Source organism: Aliidongia dinghuensis (assembly GCF_014643535.1).
GTDB lineage: Bacteria > Pseudomonadota > Alphaproteobacteria > ATCC43930 > CGMCC-115725 > Aliidongia > Aliidongia dinghuensis.
This window is the reverse complement of the sequence record NZ_BMJQ01000018.1, coordinates 15,521-29,975: the sequence shown is the minus strand read 5'-3', so window position 1 is coordinate 29,975 and position 14,455 is coordinate 15,521. Positions and strand designations below refer to the sequence as shown.

The 14,455-nt window shown below is 68.4% G+C and carries 14 protein-coding genes; 5 read left to right on the top strand and 9 right to left on the bottom strand.

Going from position 1 to position 14,455, the window contains the following annotated elements:
• Position 1: 1 nt before the first annotated feature.
• Both IEY58_RS27615 and IEY58_RS27610 read right to left on the bottom strand, forming a co-directional pair.
• Positions 2 to 649 carry a hypothetical protein gene (locus IEY58_RS27615; RefSeq protein ID WP_189051391.1) on the bottom strand — a complete coding sequence of 216 codons (648 nt, stop codon included), beginning with the start codon at positions 647 to 649 and terminating at the stop codon, positions 2 to 4.
• 63 nt (positions 650 to 712) lie between these two features.
• Positions 713 to 1,459 (bottom strand): ArsR/SmtB family transcription factor, encoded by a 747-nt coding sequence (locus IEY58_RS27610; protein WP_229744001.1) that lies wholly within the window; start codon positions 1,457 to 1,459, stop codon positions 713 to 715.
• Between the two features lie 101 nt (positions 1,460 to 1,560).
• On the opposite strand from IEY58_RS27610, the gene IEY58_RS27605 reads away from it, so the two are divergent.
• Together IEY58_RS27605 and IEY58_RS27600 are read left to right on the top strand one after the other, a co-directional pair.
• Entirely contained in the window at positions 1,561 to 2,499 is a 939-nt protein-coding gene (locus IEY58_RS27605) for a DMT family transporter (protein ID WP_189051390.1), read from the top strand.
• 20 nt (positions 2,500 to 2,519) lie between these two features.
• A complete protein-coding gene (locus IEY58_RS27600; RefSeq protein WP_189051389.1) occupies positions 2,520 to 4,577 on the top strand; it encodes a S9 family peptidase in 2,058 nt (685 codons plus the stop codon).
• Between the two features lie 57 nt (positions 4,578 to 4,634).
• On the opposite strand, the gene IEY58_RS27595 is transcribed toward IEY58_RS27600, so the two are convergent.
• The 6 genes from IEY58_RS27595 to fabI all read right to left on the bottom strand — a co-directional run bounded on the left by IEY58_RS27595 (position 4,635) and on the right by fabI (position 10,809).
• A complete protein-coding gene (locus IEY58_RS27595) occupies positions 4,635 to 5,300 on the bottom strand; it encodes a DNA-3-methyladenine glycosylase I (RefSeq protein ID WP_189051388.1) in 666 nt (221 codons plus the stop codon).
• A gap of 17 nt (positions 5,301 to 5,317) precedes the next feature.
• On the bottom strand, positions 5,318 to 7,099 hold the full coding sequence (gene sppA / locus IEY58_RS27590; protein ID WP_189051387.1) for a signal peptide peptidase SppA: 1,782 nt from the start codon (positions 7,097 to 7,099) through the stop codon (positions 5,318 to 5,320).
• A 54-nt stretch (positions 7,100 to 7,153) separates the two neighbouring features.
• Entirely contained in the window at positions 7,154 to 7,729 is a 576-nt protein-coding gene (locus IEY58_RS27585; protein ID WP_407648464.1) for a peroxidase-related enzyme, read from the bottom strand.
• A 95-nt stretch (positions 7,730 to 7,824) separates the two neighbouring features.
• On the bottom strand, positions 7,825 to 8,793 hold the full coding sequence (locus tag IEY58_RS27580) for a substrate-binding domain-containing protein (RefSeq protein ID WP_189051386.1): 969 nt from the start codon (positions 8,791 to 8,793) through the stop codon (positions 7,825 to 7,827).
• A gap of 13 nt (positions 8,794 to 8,806) precedes the next feature.
• Positions 8,807 to 9,889, bottom strand: a complete 1,083-nt coding sequence (gene aroC / locus IEY58_RS27575) for a chorismate synthase (RefSeq protein WP_189051385.1) — start codon at positions 9,887 to 9,889, stop codon at positions 8,807 to 8,809.
• A gap of 107 nt (positions 9,890 to 9,996) precedes the next feature.
• Positions 9,997 to 10,809 carry an enoyl-ACP reductase FabI gene (gene fabI, locus IEY58_RS27570; protein WP_189051384.1) on the bottom strand — a complete coding sequence of 271 codons (813 nt, stop codon included), beginning with the start codon at positions 10,807 to 10,809 and terminating at the stop codon, positions 9,997 to 9,999.
• A 191-nt stretch (positions 10,810 to 11,000) separates the two neighbouring features.
• On the opposite strand from fabI, the gene IEY58_RS27565 reads away from it, so the two are divergent.
• A complete protein-coding gene (locus IEY58_RS27565) occupies positions 11,001 to 12,326 on the top strand; it encodes a YihY family inner membrane protein (RefSeq protein WP_189051383.1) in 1,326 nt (441 codons plus the stop codon).
• Positions 12,327 to 12,356: 30 nt separating this feature from the next.
• On the opposite strand, the gene IEY58_RS27560 is transcribed toward IEY58_RS27565, so the two are convergent.
• Positions 12,357 to 13,244, bottom strand: a complete 888-nt coding sequence (locus tag IEY58_RS27560) for a DnaJ C-terminal domain-containing protein (protein ID WP_189051382.1) — start codon at positions 13,242 to 13,244, stop codon at positions 12,357 to 12,359.
• 165 nt (positions 13,245 to 13,409) lie between these two features.
• Here IEY58_RS27560 and pdxH point away from each other — a divergent pair, with 165 nt between their 5' ends.
• Positions 13,410 to 14,018 (top strand): pyridoxamine 5'-phosphate oxidase, encoded by a 609-nt coding sequence (gene pdxH, locus IEY58_RS27555; RefSeq protein ID WP_189051381.1) that lies wholly within the window; start codon positions 13,410 to 13,412, stop codon positions 14,016 to 14,018.
• A complete protein-coding gene (locus IEY58_RS27550; RefSeq protein WP_189051380.1) occupies positions 14,018 to 14,404 on the top strand; it encodes a tetratricopeptide repeat protein in 387 nt (128 codons plus the stop codon). The genes pdxH and IEY58_RS27550 overlap by 1 nt, the downstream gene beginning before the upstream one ends.
• Positions 14,405 to 14,455 lie beyond the last annotated feature (51 nt).

Here is a 14,455-nt window from a genome sequence, read left to right as displayed (position 1 = left end):
CTCAGCTCGCCGGCAGCTCTGCCGCCCCCGCTTCGACCGAGGCCTGCAGGTGGGCGAAGTTGCGCGGGTTCTGGCGGAAATAGGCGCTCGCCTGCAGATAGGCCGAGATATCTTCCGTGCCGACCGCGTCGCCCGCTGGCGGCGCCAGGCCGGCGATCTCGTCGCCGCCGAGCCATTTGCACAAGGTTGTCGGCGCGCCGGTCATGTTGATCCAGAGCGCCATGTAGAGCTGCGCCGCCGGGTCGATCGGCCGCTGGCCGCTCGCGGCGACGCAGCTGTCGATGCCGGTCAAGACAGTCTGCATCAATCCATTATCCATGGCATCGACCAGCGGCTGCCCAAGGTCGGATGCGAGAGCGTCGTTGACCAGGGTGGTATCGTCCGGCGACAACGGGTTGCCAGCGGGCAGCGGCCGGCTGACGGCGGCCAGGATCGCCGCGGCTTTCGTATCGTCGATGCCGGCGGCGTTCAGCACGTCGCTGAGCGTCGCGCGCGCCCTCGGATTGACGTTGGTGTCGCCCTGGAAGATGCCGAAGCTGGCGCCGCTCTGGCCGAGCCGCGCATAAGAAAGGCAATAGGGCGAGGCATTGCCCAGTTCGTTCTGTTTGATCGCCGCGCGAATGGCGGGATAGAGCGCCTGATCGACCATCTCGACCTCCGGAGCAAATCGGCGTTCATGGGATCCGATCTTGCTCCTTCCGGTTGAGCCTGTCTAATTTTCGGTCGAAAAAAATACGGTACTCAGCTCCGGGCCGAACAGGCGCACCATCTGCTCGCGCCCGGCGGCGGTGATGCCAACGGCGCGCGTGTCGCGCAGCCGCTCGATCCAGCCTTGTGCGAAGGCCGCGTCGGCGAGCGCTGCCCCCAGGCTGCCGGCCAGATGCGGCCGGCGTTCGCTCCAGTCGAGGCAGGGCCGGCAGAAGCAGCGCTGCCGCTTGTGGCTCGTGGCGAGGTCGATGCCGATTGCCTGGAAGAACGCCGTGCCGCTGTCGGTCACCGTGCCGCCGTCATCGCCGAGCACGACATGGCCGCGCGCCGTCAACGCATCGGCGAGGGCAACGCCGAGCCGCCCCGCCAGATGGTCGTAGCAGGTGCGCGCCTGCCGAAGGGCGGCGTCTTTGACGGACGGCGGGCGATGGCGCTGCGGCGCCTCGATTGCGGCCACCGCCATGATGCCCTCGAGCATGCGGCCGACGAGCGGCGAGGCGAGCCGGAAATAGCGGTGCCGCCCCTGCTTCGTCACCGCGAGCAGGTGAGAGTCCGAAAGCTTCGCCAGATGGGCGCTCGCCGTCTGCGGCGTGACGCGCGCCATGAAGGCGAGCTCGGTGGCGGTCAGCGCGCGGCCGTCCATCAGCGCGGCCAGCATGTTGGCGCGGGCGGGATCGCCGACGAGCGCGGCGACTTCAGCGAGATTCGATGCGGCAATCATGAACAAGAGAATGGTCGGCGCCGCGACCATGGGCAAGACGCGATGCTTCGTCCGCGGCCGAAGCGTTCGGACGCGCGTGGGCCTGCCGCCGGTGGCAGGGTCAGCACGTTTTCCACGACGGAGTCGCCGCCATGCCCGCTGCTCGCCGGTCCGATCTTGCCTTGCTGCTGCTCCTCGCGCTGCTGTGGGGCGCCTCTTATGGCTTCATCCGCGTCGCCGTCGCGACGATTCCGCCGCTGACGCTGGTCGCGACGCGCGTCACGATCGCGACCGTGGTGCTGCAGCTCGTCATGGCGCGGCAGGGCACCTTCTTGCCGCGCCGGCCGCTCGCCTGGCGCAATTTCGCGATCCAGGCGGCAATGAACGGCATCTTGCCGTTCAGCCTGATCGCCTGGGGCGAAGAGCGCGTCCCGAGCGGCCTCGCTGGCGTGCTCAACTCGACGACGCCCATTTTCGTGTTCCTGATCACCTGGGCCTGGACCCGGCACGAGCGGGCAGGCCTGCGCCAGCTCGTGGGCACGCTCTTGGGGCTCGCCGGCATCGTCGCGATCGTGGGGCCGGGGGCGCTCAGCGCCGGGCTCGGCGGCGACGTCGTGGCTGAGCTCGCGATCGTCGCCGCCACGGTCTGCTACGCCGTGGCGGCGATCTTCGGCCGGACCTTTGCGGGCTTGCCGCCGATCGTGCCGGCCGCAGGCTCGACGCTCGTCTCGGCCTTCGTCATGGCGCCGGCGGCGGCCCTGATCGAGCGGCCTTGGACGTTGCCCGCGCCGTCGCTGAACTCCGTCCTGGCGCTCGCCGCCCTCGGCCTGTTCTCGACCGCCGGCGCCTTCGTCGTCTATTTCCGGCTGCTGGCGTCGCTGGGCTCGGTCGGCACCGCCAGCGTCGCCTATCTCCGCGCCGCGGTCTCGGTGGCACTCGGCATCCTGTTCCTGGGCGAGCTGCCGGGCTGGCGCACCGCGGGCGGGCTCGTGCTGGTGCTGACCGGCGTCGCGGCCATGACCCTGCCGCCGCTGTCGCGGCCTTTCCGTTTCCGGCCGTTCGCCGCTAGAGTGCCGCCTCCCGTCGCTTAAGCTTCAGAGTGCCCCCAGCCATGTCCGATCGCCCCGTTCCACCCGTCGCTGCCTTGAAGCCCCACAGCTACGAGCGGCACGGCGTCATGATCGAGGACCCGTACCATTGGCTGCGCGACCCGAAATACCCGACGGTCGACGATCCGGAGATCCTGGCCCATCTCGAGGCCGAGAACGCCTATTTCCGCGCGGTGATGCAGCCGCTCGAGCCGCTGGTCGAGACGCTGTTCGCCGAGATGAAGGGGCGCATCAAGGAGGACGATGCCTCGGTGCCGGTCGAGGAGAACGGCCATCTCTACCAGTGGCGCTTCGAGACCGGTGCGCAGTATCGCAAATGGTATCGCCGGCCGGTTGGGGGCGGGCCCGAGGAGCTGTTGCTCGACGAGCCGGCGCTGGCCGAGGGCAAGGAATTCTTCAAGCTCGCCGCCTTCTCGGTCAGCCCCGACGGCAAGCTGCTGGCCTATAGCGCCGACGACAGCGGCGCCGAGCGCTTCACGCTGCACGTCAAGAACCTGGAAACCGGTGCCCTGCTGCCGGTCGAGATCCCGGAGACGATGGGCCAGCCGGTCTGGTCGGCCGACGGGCGCGTGCTGCTCTATACGGTCGTGAACCAAGCTTGGCGACCCTACCAGATCCGCGCCCACGTGCTGGGCCGCCCGGTGTCGGAAGACCAGGTGCTCTACGAGGAGACGGACGAGGGCTTCCGCGTCGGCGTCGCCAAGTCCCAGAGCCGCGAGGTGATCTTCCTCCTGACCGGCGACCATGTGACGAGCGAGGTGCGCTTCGTGCCGGCGGCCGACCCGTTCGCGATCCAGCACCTCATCGCCGCGCGCGAGCCGGGGCGCGAGTACCATGTCGACCATGGCGGCGGCGCGCTCTATATCCGCGTCAACGACACGCACAAGAATTTCCGCGTCGTGCGCGCGTCGCTCACTGCGCCCGAGCCGGCCTATTGGGTCGAGCTGATCGCCGGCAGCGACCAGCGCTATATCCGCGGTCTCGTCGCGTTCCAGCGGTTCCTGGCGCTGGAAGAGCGCCATAACGGCCTCGACCAGGTCATCCTGCGCCAGGCCGACGGCACGGAATTCGCGGTTGAATTCCCGGAGGCCGCTTATCAGGCGGGCATCGGCGCCACGCCGGCGGTCGATCCTGCCACGATCCGGCTCGAATATTCCTCGATGGCGACGCCGGCCACGACCTATGACTTCGACGTCACCGAGCGGCGCCTGACCGTGCTCAAGGTCCAGGAGATCCCGTCGGGCTACGATCCGGGCGACTATGCGACCGAGCGGCTGATGGCGCCGGCGCGCGACGGCGCGCTGGTGCCGATCTCACTCGTCTATCGCAAGGGCTGGACGAAGGGCCGGGGCAAGCCGCTGCATCTCTATGGCTATGGCGCCTACGGCCTCGGCATGAGCCCGAGCTTCAGCTCGGCACGCATCTCGCTCTTGGACCGCGGCTTCGCCTATGCGATCGCCCACATCCGCGGCGGCGACGAGCTGGGATACGGCTGGTACGAGGCGGGCAAGCTCGACCGGCGGCACAACACGTTCAACGACTTCATCGATGCGGCGCGCTTTCTTGAGGCCGAAGGTTATGCCGCACCCGGCGGCATTTCGGCCTCTGGCGGCTCGGCCGGCGGCCAGCTCATGGGCGTCATCGTCAACGAGGCGCCGGAGCTCTGGCGCGCGGTCGTGGCCCATGTGCCGTTCGTCGACGCGCTCAACACCATGCAGGACGCGAGCCTGCCGCTGACGCCGCCGGAATGGCCGGAATGGGGCAACCCCATCACCGACCGGGCGGCGTTCGAGCATATCCGCTCCTATTCGCCCTACGACAATGTCGAGGCGCAGGCCTATCCGCCGCTGATGATCACCGCGGGCTTGAATGACCCGCGCGTCACCTACTGGGAACCGGCGAAATGGGCGGCGAAGCTCAGGGCGCTCAAGACCGACGACAATGTGCTGGTATCGAAGACCAACATGGGCGCCGGCCACGGCGGCAAGTCCGGCCGCTTCGACCGCCTGATCGAGGTCGCCGAGGAATATGCCTTCGTCATCGATGCATTCGGCGGGTGACACTCAATTCGTTATTCCCGCGCGAGGCGGGAATGTTAAGTCGCTGACGTGCCGTCGCTACTCCGGCACCGAGTAGGCGAGGATCATCGACAGATGGGCGAGCGGCCGGCCGGTCGTGCGGCGCCATTCGACGAATTGTGCCGCGGCCCCGGCGCGCGCGGCCTTGCCCTTGCCGCCGTCGGTGATGCCCCATTCGACGAGCGCTACCTCGACCGACGGGCTGAAGACGAACGTGTCGCGCCCGGCCATGCGCAGGAAGCGCGGGGCCGAATCGCCGCCGAGCTGGGTGAAGCGCTTGGAAAGCGCGTCCCAGAGTTCGAGCGTCCGCTCGGCCGGGAACGAGGCGAGCCAGCGCCCGAAGCCGCCGGCCTCTGCCGAGATCGCGCGGAGGGCGGCCGCATTGGCCGGCACGGACTTGAGCTTGCCCCAATGGCGGATGAGCCGCGTGTCGCCCATGAGCGGCTCCAGCTCCTCCTCGGTCATGGCCGCGACGGCCGCGGGGTCGAAGCCGTGGAACACGGCCTCGAAACCCGGCCATTTCTGGTCGACGAGCGAATGCTTCAAGCCGGCGCGGAACACGCGCAGGCAAAGGAGCGAGAGATAGCGGTCGTCCGGCACGGCGGCGAGTTCTTCCGCACTCTTGACCGTCGGCAGCGCATTATTGACGGCGGCCTCGCCATGCCGCTCGACGGCGCGGGCGAGGATCGGGTCGAACGGCACCATCGGCAGCCTCGCCTCCCTTAGTGGCCGAGTTCGACCGGCGGCATCGTCGCGCGCGCGCCGTCGGTATCTTCGAGCGCGCGCGTCACGGCATCGAGCCGGGCGAGGAGCGGCGCCAGGGCGGCAAGCCGGTCGATCGCCGCCGCGGCGCGGGCGCTGCTGCCGTCCTCGTTCCCGTCCGACAGGTCGGCCATGATGCGCTCGACCGTGGACTTCGGCTGCGGATAGGGCCGGAGCGTGATCGTTGCGTCGGGGGCGATATGCGCCGCCTGCTTCGCGAGCGTGACCGCCGTGTCGAGGCCGCCCAGCGCGTCGACGAGCCCGTTGTCCTTGGCCTGGGCGCCCGTCCAGACGCGGCCCTTGGCGATGGCCTCGGCCTTGACCGGGTCGAGCTTGCGGCCGTCGGCCACATGGCCGATGAAGGCGTGATAGACCTGATCGAGCGAACGCTCGAACTTGTCGTGCTGGTCCGGCGTGAAGTCGTGCAGCGAGCTGTCGATGCCGGCATTGCGGCCCTGGCTCACCTCGTCCCAGCTGACGCCGATCTTGTCCCACAGGCCGCCGGTGATGAGCTTGCCGCTGAACACGCCGATCGAACCGGTGAGCGTGCCCGGCTCGGCCACGATCTTGTCGGCCGGCGTCGCGATGTAATAGCCGCCGGAGGCGGCAACATTGCCCATGCTGACCACGACCGGCTTGCCCGCGTCATGGGTCCGCTTGACCGCGCGCCAGATCGTCTCCGACGCGATCGCCGAGCCGCCCGGGCTATCGATGCGCAGCACGACCGCCTTGACCGCGCTGTCGCGCCGCGCCTGGTCGAGCGCCTTGACGAGGTCGTCTGCGGCGACACCGTCCTCGTCGCTGGCCGGGCCGTCCGGGTTATGGCCGCTGCGGATCTCGCCGACCGCGCGCACCAGGGCGATCACCTGGCCCGTCGGCGCACCGACCTTGGCGGCGGTCAGGTACTCGGGCCCGTTCATGAGCTTCGCACCCGATCCCGCCTTCTTGCGCGCGGCCTCGAACGCCTCGTCGGCATAGCCGACATGGTCGACGAGGCGCTTCGCCAGTGCCTCGTCGGTCAGGTACGGGCCGTTGTCGATCAGCGTGCGCACCTCGTCGGGCTTGAGCTTGCGGGCGTCCGCGATGCCGTTCGCCGTCTGGTCGTACACGGAGTGGATGAGGCCGACGAACGCCTCGCGATCCGTGTCGGGCAGCTTCGTCGCGGTCATCTGGGTCATCGCCGACTTGTATTCCGCACGCCGGTCGAACGCGGCGGTGACGCCCAGCTTGTCGAGCGTGCCCTTGAAGAACGGCAGCTCGGCCGCGACGCCGATCAGGCCGACCGCGCCCACCGGCTGCAGCCAGATCTCGTCGAACGCGGTCGAGAGATAATAAGCGCGCGTGCCGCCGCCCAGGTCACCGAAGGTCTCGGCATAGGCATAGGCGAACTTGCCGTGGCTGCGGAACTGGCCGATCGCGTCGCGCAGCTCCTGGACCTGGCCCAGGCCCAAGGGCACCTCGCCGGTGCGCGCCACCAGCCCGCGCACGCGCGGGTCGTCGGCGGCACGGCGGATGGCGTCGATCGTGTCGGTGAAGCTCTGCGCATGGTTGCCGAGCAGCTGGCTCGCGAGCCCGACCGAGGCCCGCTCGGTCATCGGGCGCTGGAAGTCGAAGCGCAGGACCGTCGTGTCGGCGATCTCGGGCGTCTTCGAGGCGAAATGGTACGCCGCATAGGCGCCGAGCCCGAACACGGCAACGGCGATCACGCCGATCACGGCGAAGAACCACAGGATGAAGCGCATGGGACGAAGGTTCCTGATCGCTTAAGCTGACGAAAGGATGTGAGGCCGCGGCGCTCAGCGATCGAGTTTGTGATACTCGCGGTTGGGCATCATGTCGGTCGCGGACGCCATCCGGTTCGACAGGTTGAAGAACGCGGTCGTCTCGGCGAGGTCGAAGATGTCCTCCTCGCTCAAGCCCGCCCGGCGCAGCGCATCGCGGTCGCCGTCGTCGACGAGATGGGGTGTCGTCGTCAGCTTCCAAGCGAAATCGAGCATGGCGCGCTGACGAGCGTCGAGTTTGGCCACCCGATAGTTGAGCGCGATCATCTCGCCCAGCTCCGGATCGCCCGAAAGCCGGCGTACCGCCTGGCCATGGGCGACCAGGCAATAATAGCAGCGGTTGGCGGACGACACGGTGACGGCGACCATCTCGCGCTCGAGCTTGGAGAGGCCCGAGGGCGCCAGCATCAGCTCGTTGTACATGTTGATGAAGTTGCGGAGCTTGGCCGGGCGCAGGCTGTAGGCGTGGTAGACGTTCGGCACGAAGCCCAGCTTCTCCACGCATTTCGTGTAGATCGCCTGGAGGTCGTCGTCGAGCTCGGCCGGGTCCGTCGTACCAAGGGCCGAGATATGGTCGGGTTGCGGCATCATGCGTCTCGGTTGCCGTTGAATTTGCGCCCGAGCCTAGCACAAACCGCCGGCCGGGCGAGCCCGCTCCCGCGGTTTTGAGCGAAGCCCGGCGGGCGCTATTCCGAGACGATGCGCACGTCGACGAAGCTTTCCGGCGGCACGCTCTCGCCGTTCAGGCGCTTCATCAGATATTCGACGGCGATGTGGCCCTGGCGGGCGGCGCGCTGGTCGACGGTCGCGGCCAGCGCGCCGTTGCGCACGGCCTCGAGCGCTTCCGGCAAGGCGTCGTAGCCGATGATCTTGGCATGGGCGCCGGCGGCGCCGAGCGCGGCGAGCGCGGCGAGCGCGCCCAGCGCCATGTTGTCGTTGGCGCAGAACAAGAGATCGAGGTCCGGCGTCCGGGCGATGATCGCCGCTGCGACCCGTTCTCCTTCGTCGCGCTCCCAATTGCCGCTCTCGGATGCCACGATCTGGACACGGGGCTGCTCGGCGAATGCCTTCAACGCCCCGGCCTTGCGCGCCTCGCCGTTCTCCGCGCCTGGGATGCCCTCGATGATCGCGGCCTTGATCGGGGCCTGCGCCAGCGGAAACGACGCCAGCACGGACTTGACCGCGCGATAGGCGCCGTCGCTGTTGTCGACCGTCACGAGCGGCGGCGGGGTCAGGCCGGCCGCAATCGCGGCCTGGCGATCGATCGGGTTATCGATGTTGACGATCGGAATGCTTGCCGCCTCGGCCCGCTTCAGCGCCGGGATCACGCGGACCGAGTCCGCAGGGGCGACCACGATGCCGTCGACCTTTTGGCTTACCAGCCGATCGATGATGTCGATCTGCTGGTCGACCGACGTCTCGAAATCGGGTGCCGCGACCTCGAGCGAGGCACCGAAATCGGCCGCCCCATCCTTGGCACCCTCGACCATGGTCTTGAAATAGGGATTGCGGAACGTCTTGATGACGAGCGCCAGGTGCGGCCCGGCGATGTCGGCGGCGGATGTCGGCCGGATCGCGGCGGCCGCCGCAAGGCTCGCTCCGATCAGGGCGCCCAGCAGAAAGCTGGCGAGGCGCGTCCGGCGGATGAGGCGCATCCAGGACCGTGGTCTAGCCGCACTGTGCGCGATGCTGCAGCACGTGGTCGGCCAACACCAGGGCCATCATCGCCTCGCCGACCGGCACGGCGCGAATGCCGACGCACGGGTCGTGCCGCCCCTTGGTCACGATCTCGGTCTCGTTGCCGGCGCTGTCGACCGTGCGGCGCGGCTGCAGGATCGAGCTTGTCGGCTTGACCGCAAAGCGTACCACCACGTCCTGGCCGCTCGAGATGCCGCCCAGGATGCCGCCCGCATGGTTCGAGAGAAAGCGCACGCCGTCATTGCCCATGCGCATCTCGTCGGCATTCTCCTCGCCCGAAAGCGCGGCCGCCGCGAAGCCGTCGCCGATCTCGACCGCCTTTACCGCATTGATCGACATCATGGCAGAGGCGAGGTCGGCATCGAGCTTCTGATAGATCGGGTTGCCGAGCCCGGCCGGCACGCCGGAGGCCACGACCTCGATGACGGCGCCGATCGAGGAGCCCGCCTTGCGCACGCCGTCGAGATAGCTCTCCCATTCGGCCGCCGCGACCGGATCGGGGCACCAGAACGGGTTCTGCTCGATTTGGGCCCAGTCCCAGCGCGCGCGGTCGATCTTGTGCGGGCCCATCTGGACGAGCGCGCCGCGGATCTGGATGCCGGGGCCGATGAGCGCCGTCAGTACGGCGCGCGCGACGCCGCCGGCGGCAACGCGGGACGCGGTCTCGCGCGCCGACGACCGGCCGCCGCCGCGATAGTCGCGGATGCCGTATTTCGCGAAGTAGGTATAGTCGGCGTGGCCCGGGCGGAACTTGTCCTTGATCTCGCCATAGTCCTTGGACCGCTGGTCCTCGTTCAGGATCTCGAGCGAGATCGGCGTGCCGGTGGTCAGGCCCTCGAACACGCCCGACAGGATGCGCACCCGGTCGGGCTCCTGCCGCTGGGTCGTGAAGCGCGACTGGCCGGGCTTGCGCCGGTCGAGCCATTGCTGCAGGTCGGCCTCGGCGAGCGGCACGCGCGGCGGCACACCGTCGACGACGCAGCCGATCGCGGGCCCGTGGCTCTCGCCCCAGGTGGTGAAGCGGAATTGGGCGCCGAAGCTGTTGCCGGCCATATCTCTTACCTCTGTTCGACGACCGATGCGCGGGCGACGCCCTCACCCCGACCCTCTCCCGCTGAACGGAAGAGGGAGGGACCCGCGTCAGCGGGAGCGTGAGGGTGTCAGACGACGGAAATGTCCGGCGCGTCGACCGCCTTCATGCCGACCACGTGATAGCCGCAGTCGACGTGGTGGATCTCGCCCGAGACGCCGCTCGAGAGATCGCTCACGAAATAGAGCCCGCTACCGCCGACGTCCTCGTTCGAGACATTGCGCTTCAGGGGCGAGTTATACTGGTTCCACTTCAGGATGTAGCGGAAGTCGCTGATGCCGGACGCGGCCAAGGTCTTGACCGGGCCGTAGGAGATGCCGTTGACGCGGATACCCTGGCCGCCGAGGTCGACCGCGAGATAGCGCACGCTGGTCTCGAGCGCTGCCTTGGCGACGCCCATGACGTTGTAGTTCGGCATGACGCGCTCGGCGCCGAGGTAGGTGAGTGTCACCAGGCTGCCGCCATTGGGCATGAGCGTGCTCGCCCGCTTGCAGACGTCGGTGAAGGAGAAGCAGGAGATGTCGAGCGTCCGCAGGAAATTGCTGCGCGTCGTGTCGCAATAGCGCCCCTTCAGCTCCTCCTTGTCCGAAAAGCCCACCGCATGGACGACGAAATCGATCGCGCCCCAGCGGTCGGCCAGCGCCTGGAACGTCCGGTCCATCGAGGCCTCGTCGGTCACGTCGCATTCGACGAGGAAATCCGAACCGATGCTGGACGCGAGCGGGCGCACGCGCTTTTCCAGCGCTTCGCCCTGATAGGTGAAGGCGAGCTCTCCCCCTTGGGCATGGACGGCCTGGGCGATGTGCCAGGCGAGCGACATATGGTTCGCCACGCCCATGATCAGGCCTCGCTTGCCGGCCATTAGGGTCCCAACGTTCGCCATAAGATGGCTGCTCCTGAATGCATAACGGTCAAAACTGGGCGCGATGCTACACGAAAGGACCGGGCGGCGGGAATGCCCCTGGACCCCGGATGCGTGCGCCCAAGCTTGGAAAGGGCGCATCGCCCTCGTACAGTTGGGATCCGTCCCTCGGGGGATCCTGTTTCCTCCGGGCGACGGCCATGGCGCAAGGCATGATCGAGCAGAAGGCGGCCGAACGGGAGCGCGTGGCGACGGCACCGGCCCGACCCCAGCCCCCACCCCAATCCCAGCCGGTCCCGGATGCGCAGCAGCCGGCCGAGCAGCTGTGGGATCGTGCCGTCCGTTTCTTGCGCCATGTGGTGAAGCGCTTCATCGAGGACGGCTGCTTCGCCGCCGCGGGCGCCCTGAGCTACACGACGCTGGTCTCGATCGTGCCGCTGCTCGCGATCAGCCTGGCCGTGCTCTCGGCCTTCCCGATCTTCGACAAGCTGCGCGAGCGGGCGCTGCGGCTGATGTTCGACAATTTCGTGCCGACCGTCGGCGCCACGGTCGAGGAATATATCAGCAGCTTCGCGCAGAGCGCCGGCAAGACCACGGCGATCGGCCTGCTCGTGCTGGCGGTGACGGCGATCATGCTGCTCGCCACGATCGAGGACCGGCTGGACGCGATCTGGCGGGTGCACGCGCCCCGGCGCTGGATGGCGCGGATCCTGATCTACTGGACCATGCTGACGCTCGGGCCCCTCCTGTTCGGCGTCGGCCTTTCCGTCACGGCCAACCTCAACGGCATTACCCGCGACCTGGCCGTGGTCGGCGCGTCGCACCACGTGATCGAGGAAAGCTTAAGGGTGCTCGCCGCCTATGCCCCGTTCATGCTCGAATGGCTGGGCTTCACCCTCTTGTTCTGCCTCATCCCCCATTGCCCGGTGCGCTGGCGCGACGGGACGATCGGCGCGCTCATCGCCACCGTGCTGTTCGAGATCTGCAAAGCCGGCTTCACGCTCTATCTCGCCCATTTCAACTCTTATCAGGCGATCTACGGCGCGATGGCGGTGATCCCGATCTTTCTCCTGTGGATGTATCTCTCGTGGGGCGTCGTGCTGTTCGGCGCCGAGGTGGCGGCCGCGGTGCCGCTCTGGGGCCTGGCCGCCCCGGAAGAGGCGCTGGCGCAGGCGCGGGTCGACCTCGACCTCGGGCTCGCCGTGCTGGCGCTCCTGGTCGAGCAGGGGCGGACCGGCGGCTCCATGCAGTTCCGCACCATGGCCGGTCGGCTCGCGGCTCCGGTCGGCGTGCTCGCCAACTGCCTCGACCGGCTGTTGGCCGGGGGCTTCGTCGCGGCGAGTGTCGACGGCGGCTGGGTGCTGGCGCGCGATCTTGCATCGACGCGGCTCGGCGACTTGAAGCGCGCGGTCGAGACTGAACCCGACTACCGGCGCGGAAGGCGCAGCCAGCGCCTGGGCCGGCACTGGCAGCCGGTCACCACGGCGGAACAGACCGCGCTCGAGGCAACGGTCGCCGACATGCTGCGCGAGGGTTGATCCGCTCTCGGGGTCAGTATTCCGGCGGGGTCAGTATTTCGGCCGGACACTATAGCTGTTGCGCTTCGACCATTGCTCGACGAAGTCGGCGAGCTCGCCGTCCTTGGCAGTGGGCAGCACGATCTTGAGCGTGACGAGCTGATCGCCCTGGAGGACCGAGCCGGGCGCGATCAGACCCTTGCCGCGCAGGCGCAGCACCGTGTCGGTGTTGGAGCCCTTGGGGATCTTGAGCGAGACCAGGCCATGCACGGTCGGTACTGTGACCGTGGCGCCCAGCACCGCCTCGGGCAGGGTCACCGGCAGCGTCATCAGGATGTCGTGGTCGCGCCGGGTGAAGAGCGCATGGGGCTCGACATTGATTTCGACGAACACGTCGCCGGCCGGGCCGCCGTTGGCACCGGCGCCGCCCTGGCCCTTGAGCCTCAGCGACTGGCCGTCCTGGGTCAAGGGCGGGATCGCGACGTCGAGCGTGCGCTGGTCCTTGATGACGATGCGCTTCCGCGTGCCGACGGCCGCCTCGACGAACGAGACGGTCAGCGACTGATAAATGTCGGCGCCGCGCAATTTCGGTCCCTTGCCGGCGGCCTCGCGGCGGAAGCCCCAACCACGGTTGCCGCGGCCAAAGAAATTGTCGAGCCCGTCGTCCTCGAATTGATTGCTGCGGTCGAACGGATTGCCGCGCCGGTGTCCTGCGCGCGCGGCGGCTTCGGCCGCGGCGACCTGGCTGTCGTATTGGCGACGCTTGGCGTCGTCCGAGAGCACGTCATAGGCGGCCGTGATGTCGTTGAAGCGCCGGGCGCTCGCCGGATTGTTCGGATGCAAGTCCGGGTGCAGTTCCTTGGCGAGTTTGCGGTACGACCGCTTGATCTCTTCCGGGCTGGCGTCGCGCCCGACCTGGAGGATAGCGTATGGATCCATGGTCCGGAATATCCTGCCAGCCGGTTACCGTTCCGTAAAGCTGCCCTCAAGCAAACGTGACGGCGAGGTCCCTCGAGCGGGCGTGCCGGGGTACGCTCCGGGCTCGCCCCAGGCGCGCAGTTCCGGGGGTTGCACGACGTCCCGCCGCCGTCGGATCATGCAGGCATGGCGCCGCTGCTGGAGAGCGTGATGGACGAGGCTTCGGATCCCTACGATCTGTTCGATGTGTGGTATGCGGAGGCGAAGGCGAGCGAGCCGGCCGACCCGAACGCGATGACGCTTGCGACCACGACGCCCGACGGCTTTCCCTCGGTCAGGGTCGTGCTCTTGAAGGGGCTCGATCGGCGCGGCTTCGTCTTCTACACCAACCTCGATTCGCGCAAAGGGCTGGAGCTCAAGGCCAACCCGCGGGCGGCACTCTGCTTCCATTGGAAGTCGCTGAAGCGGCAGGTCCGCATCGAGGGGCCGGTCTCGATGGTGACGGATGCCGAGGCCGACGCCTATTTCGCGGGCCGCCCGCGCGACAGCCGGATCGGCGCCTGGGCGTCCGACCAGTCGCGGCCGCTCGACGCCCGCTCGACCTTCGAGGCGCGCATCCGCGAGTATGACGCGAAATTTCCGGGCGAGACGGTGCCGCGGCCGCCGTTCTGGTCGGGCTTCCGCGTGACACCGACCCGGATCGAGTTCTGGCAGGACCGGGAATTCCGCCTGCACGACCGGCTGATCTTTACGGCCGAGCGCGACGGCTGGACGACCCAAAGGCTCTATCCGTGATGCGGGCGGCAGCACCTCTCCTCGTCGGGCTGGCGCTGGCGCTCGCCGCGTGCGGCAGCGACGATCCCGGGCTCAACCAGACGGCGGCGACGGCGCAACAGGCCTATCAGCGCGGCTTCGAGGCGATCGGCACCGGCGACTGGCTCAAGGCCGAGCAATATCTGGTGCAGGCGAAGCAGGCCTTCCCGAACGATCCCTACGTGCTCTTGAACCTGGGTGTGGTCGCCCAGCGGCTCGGCCGGTTCGCCGAGGCGCGGCGCTATTACCAGCAGGTCGTCGACATGGCGCCGGACGTGATCCCGGCTCAAGTGTCCGACCCCGATGCAGCGGGCAAGTCGCTGGCCGATCTCGCGCGCGACGACTTGGCCACCCTGCCAGCGGAATAGAGCGGGTGGAATAGGGCGGGTGGAATAGGGACTGGCATCGGGCCGGCGCTC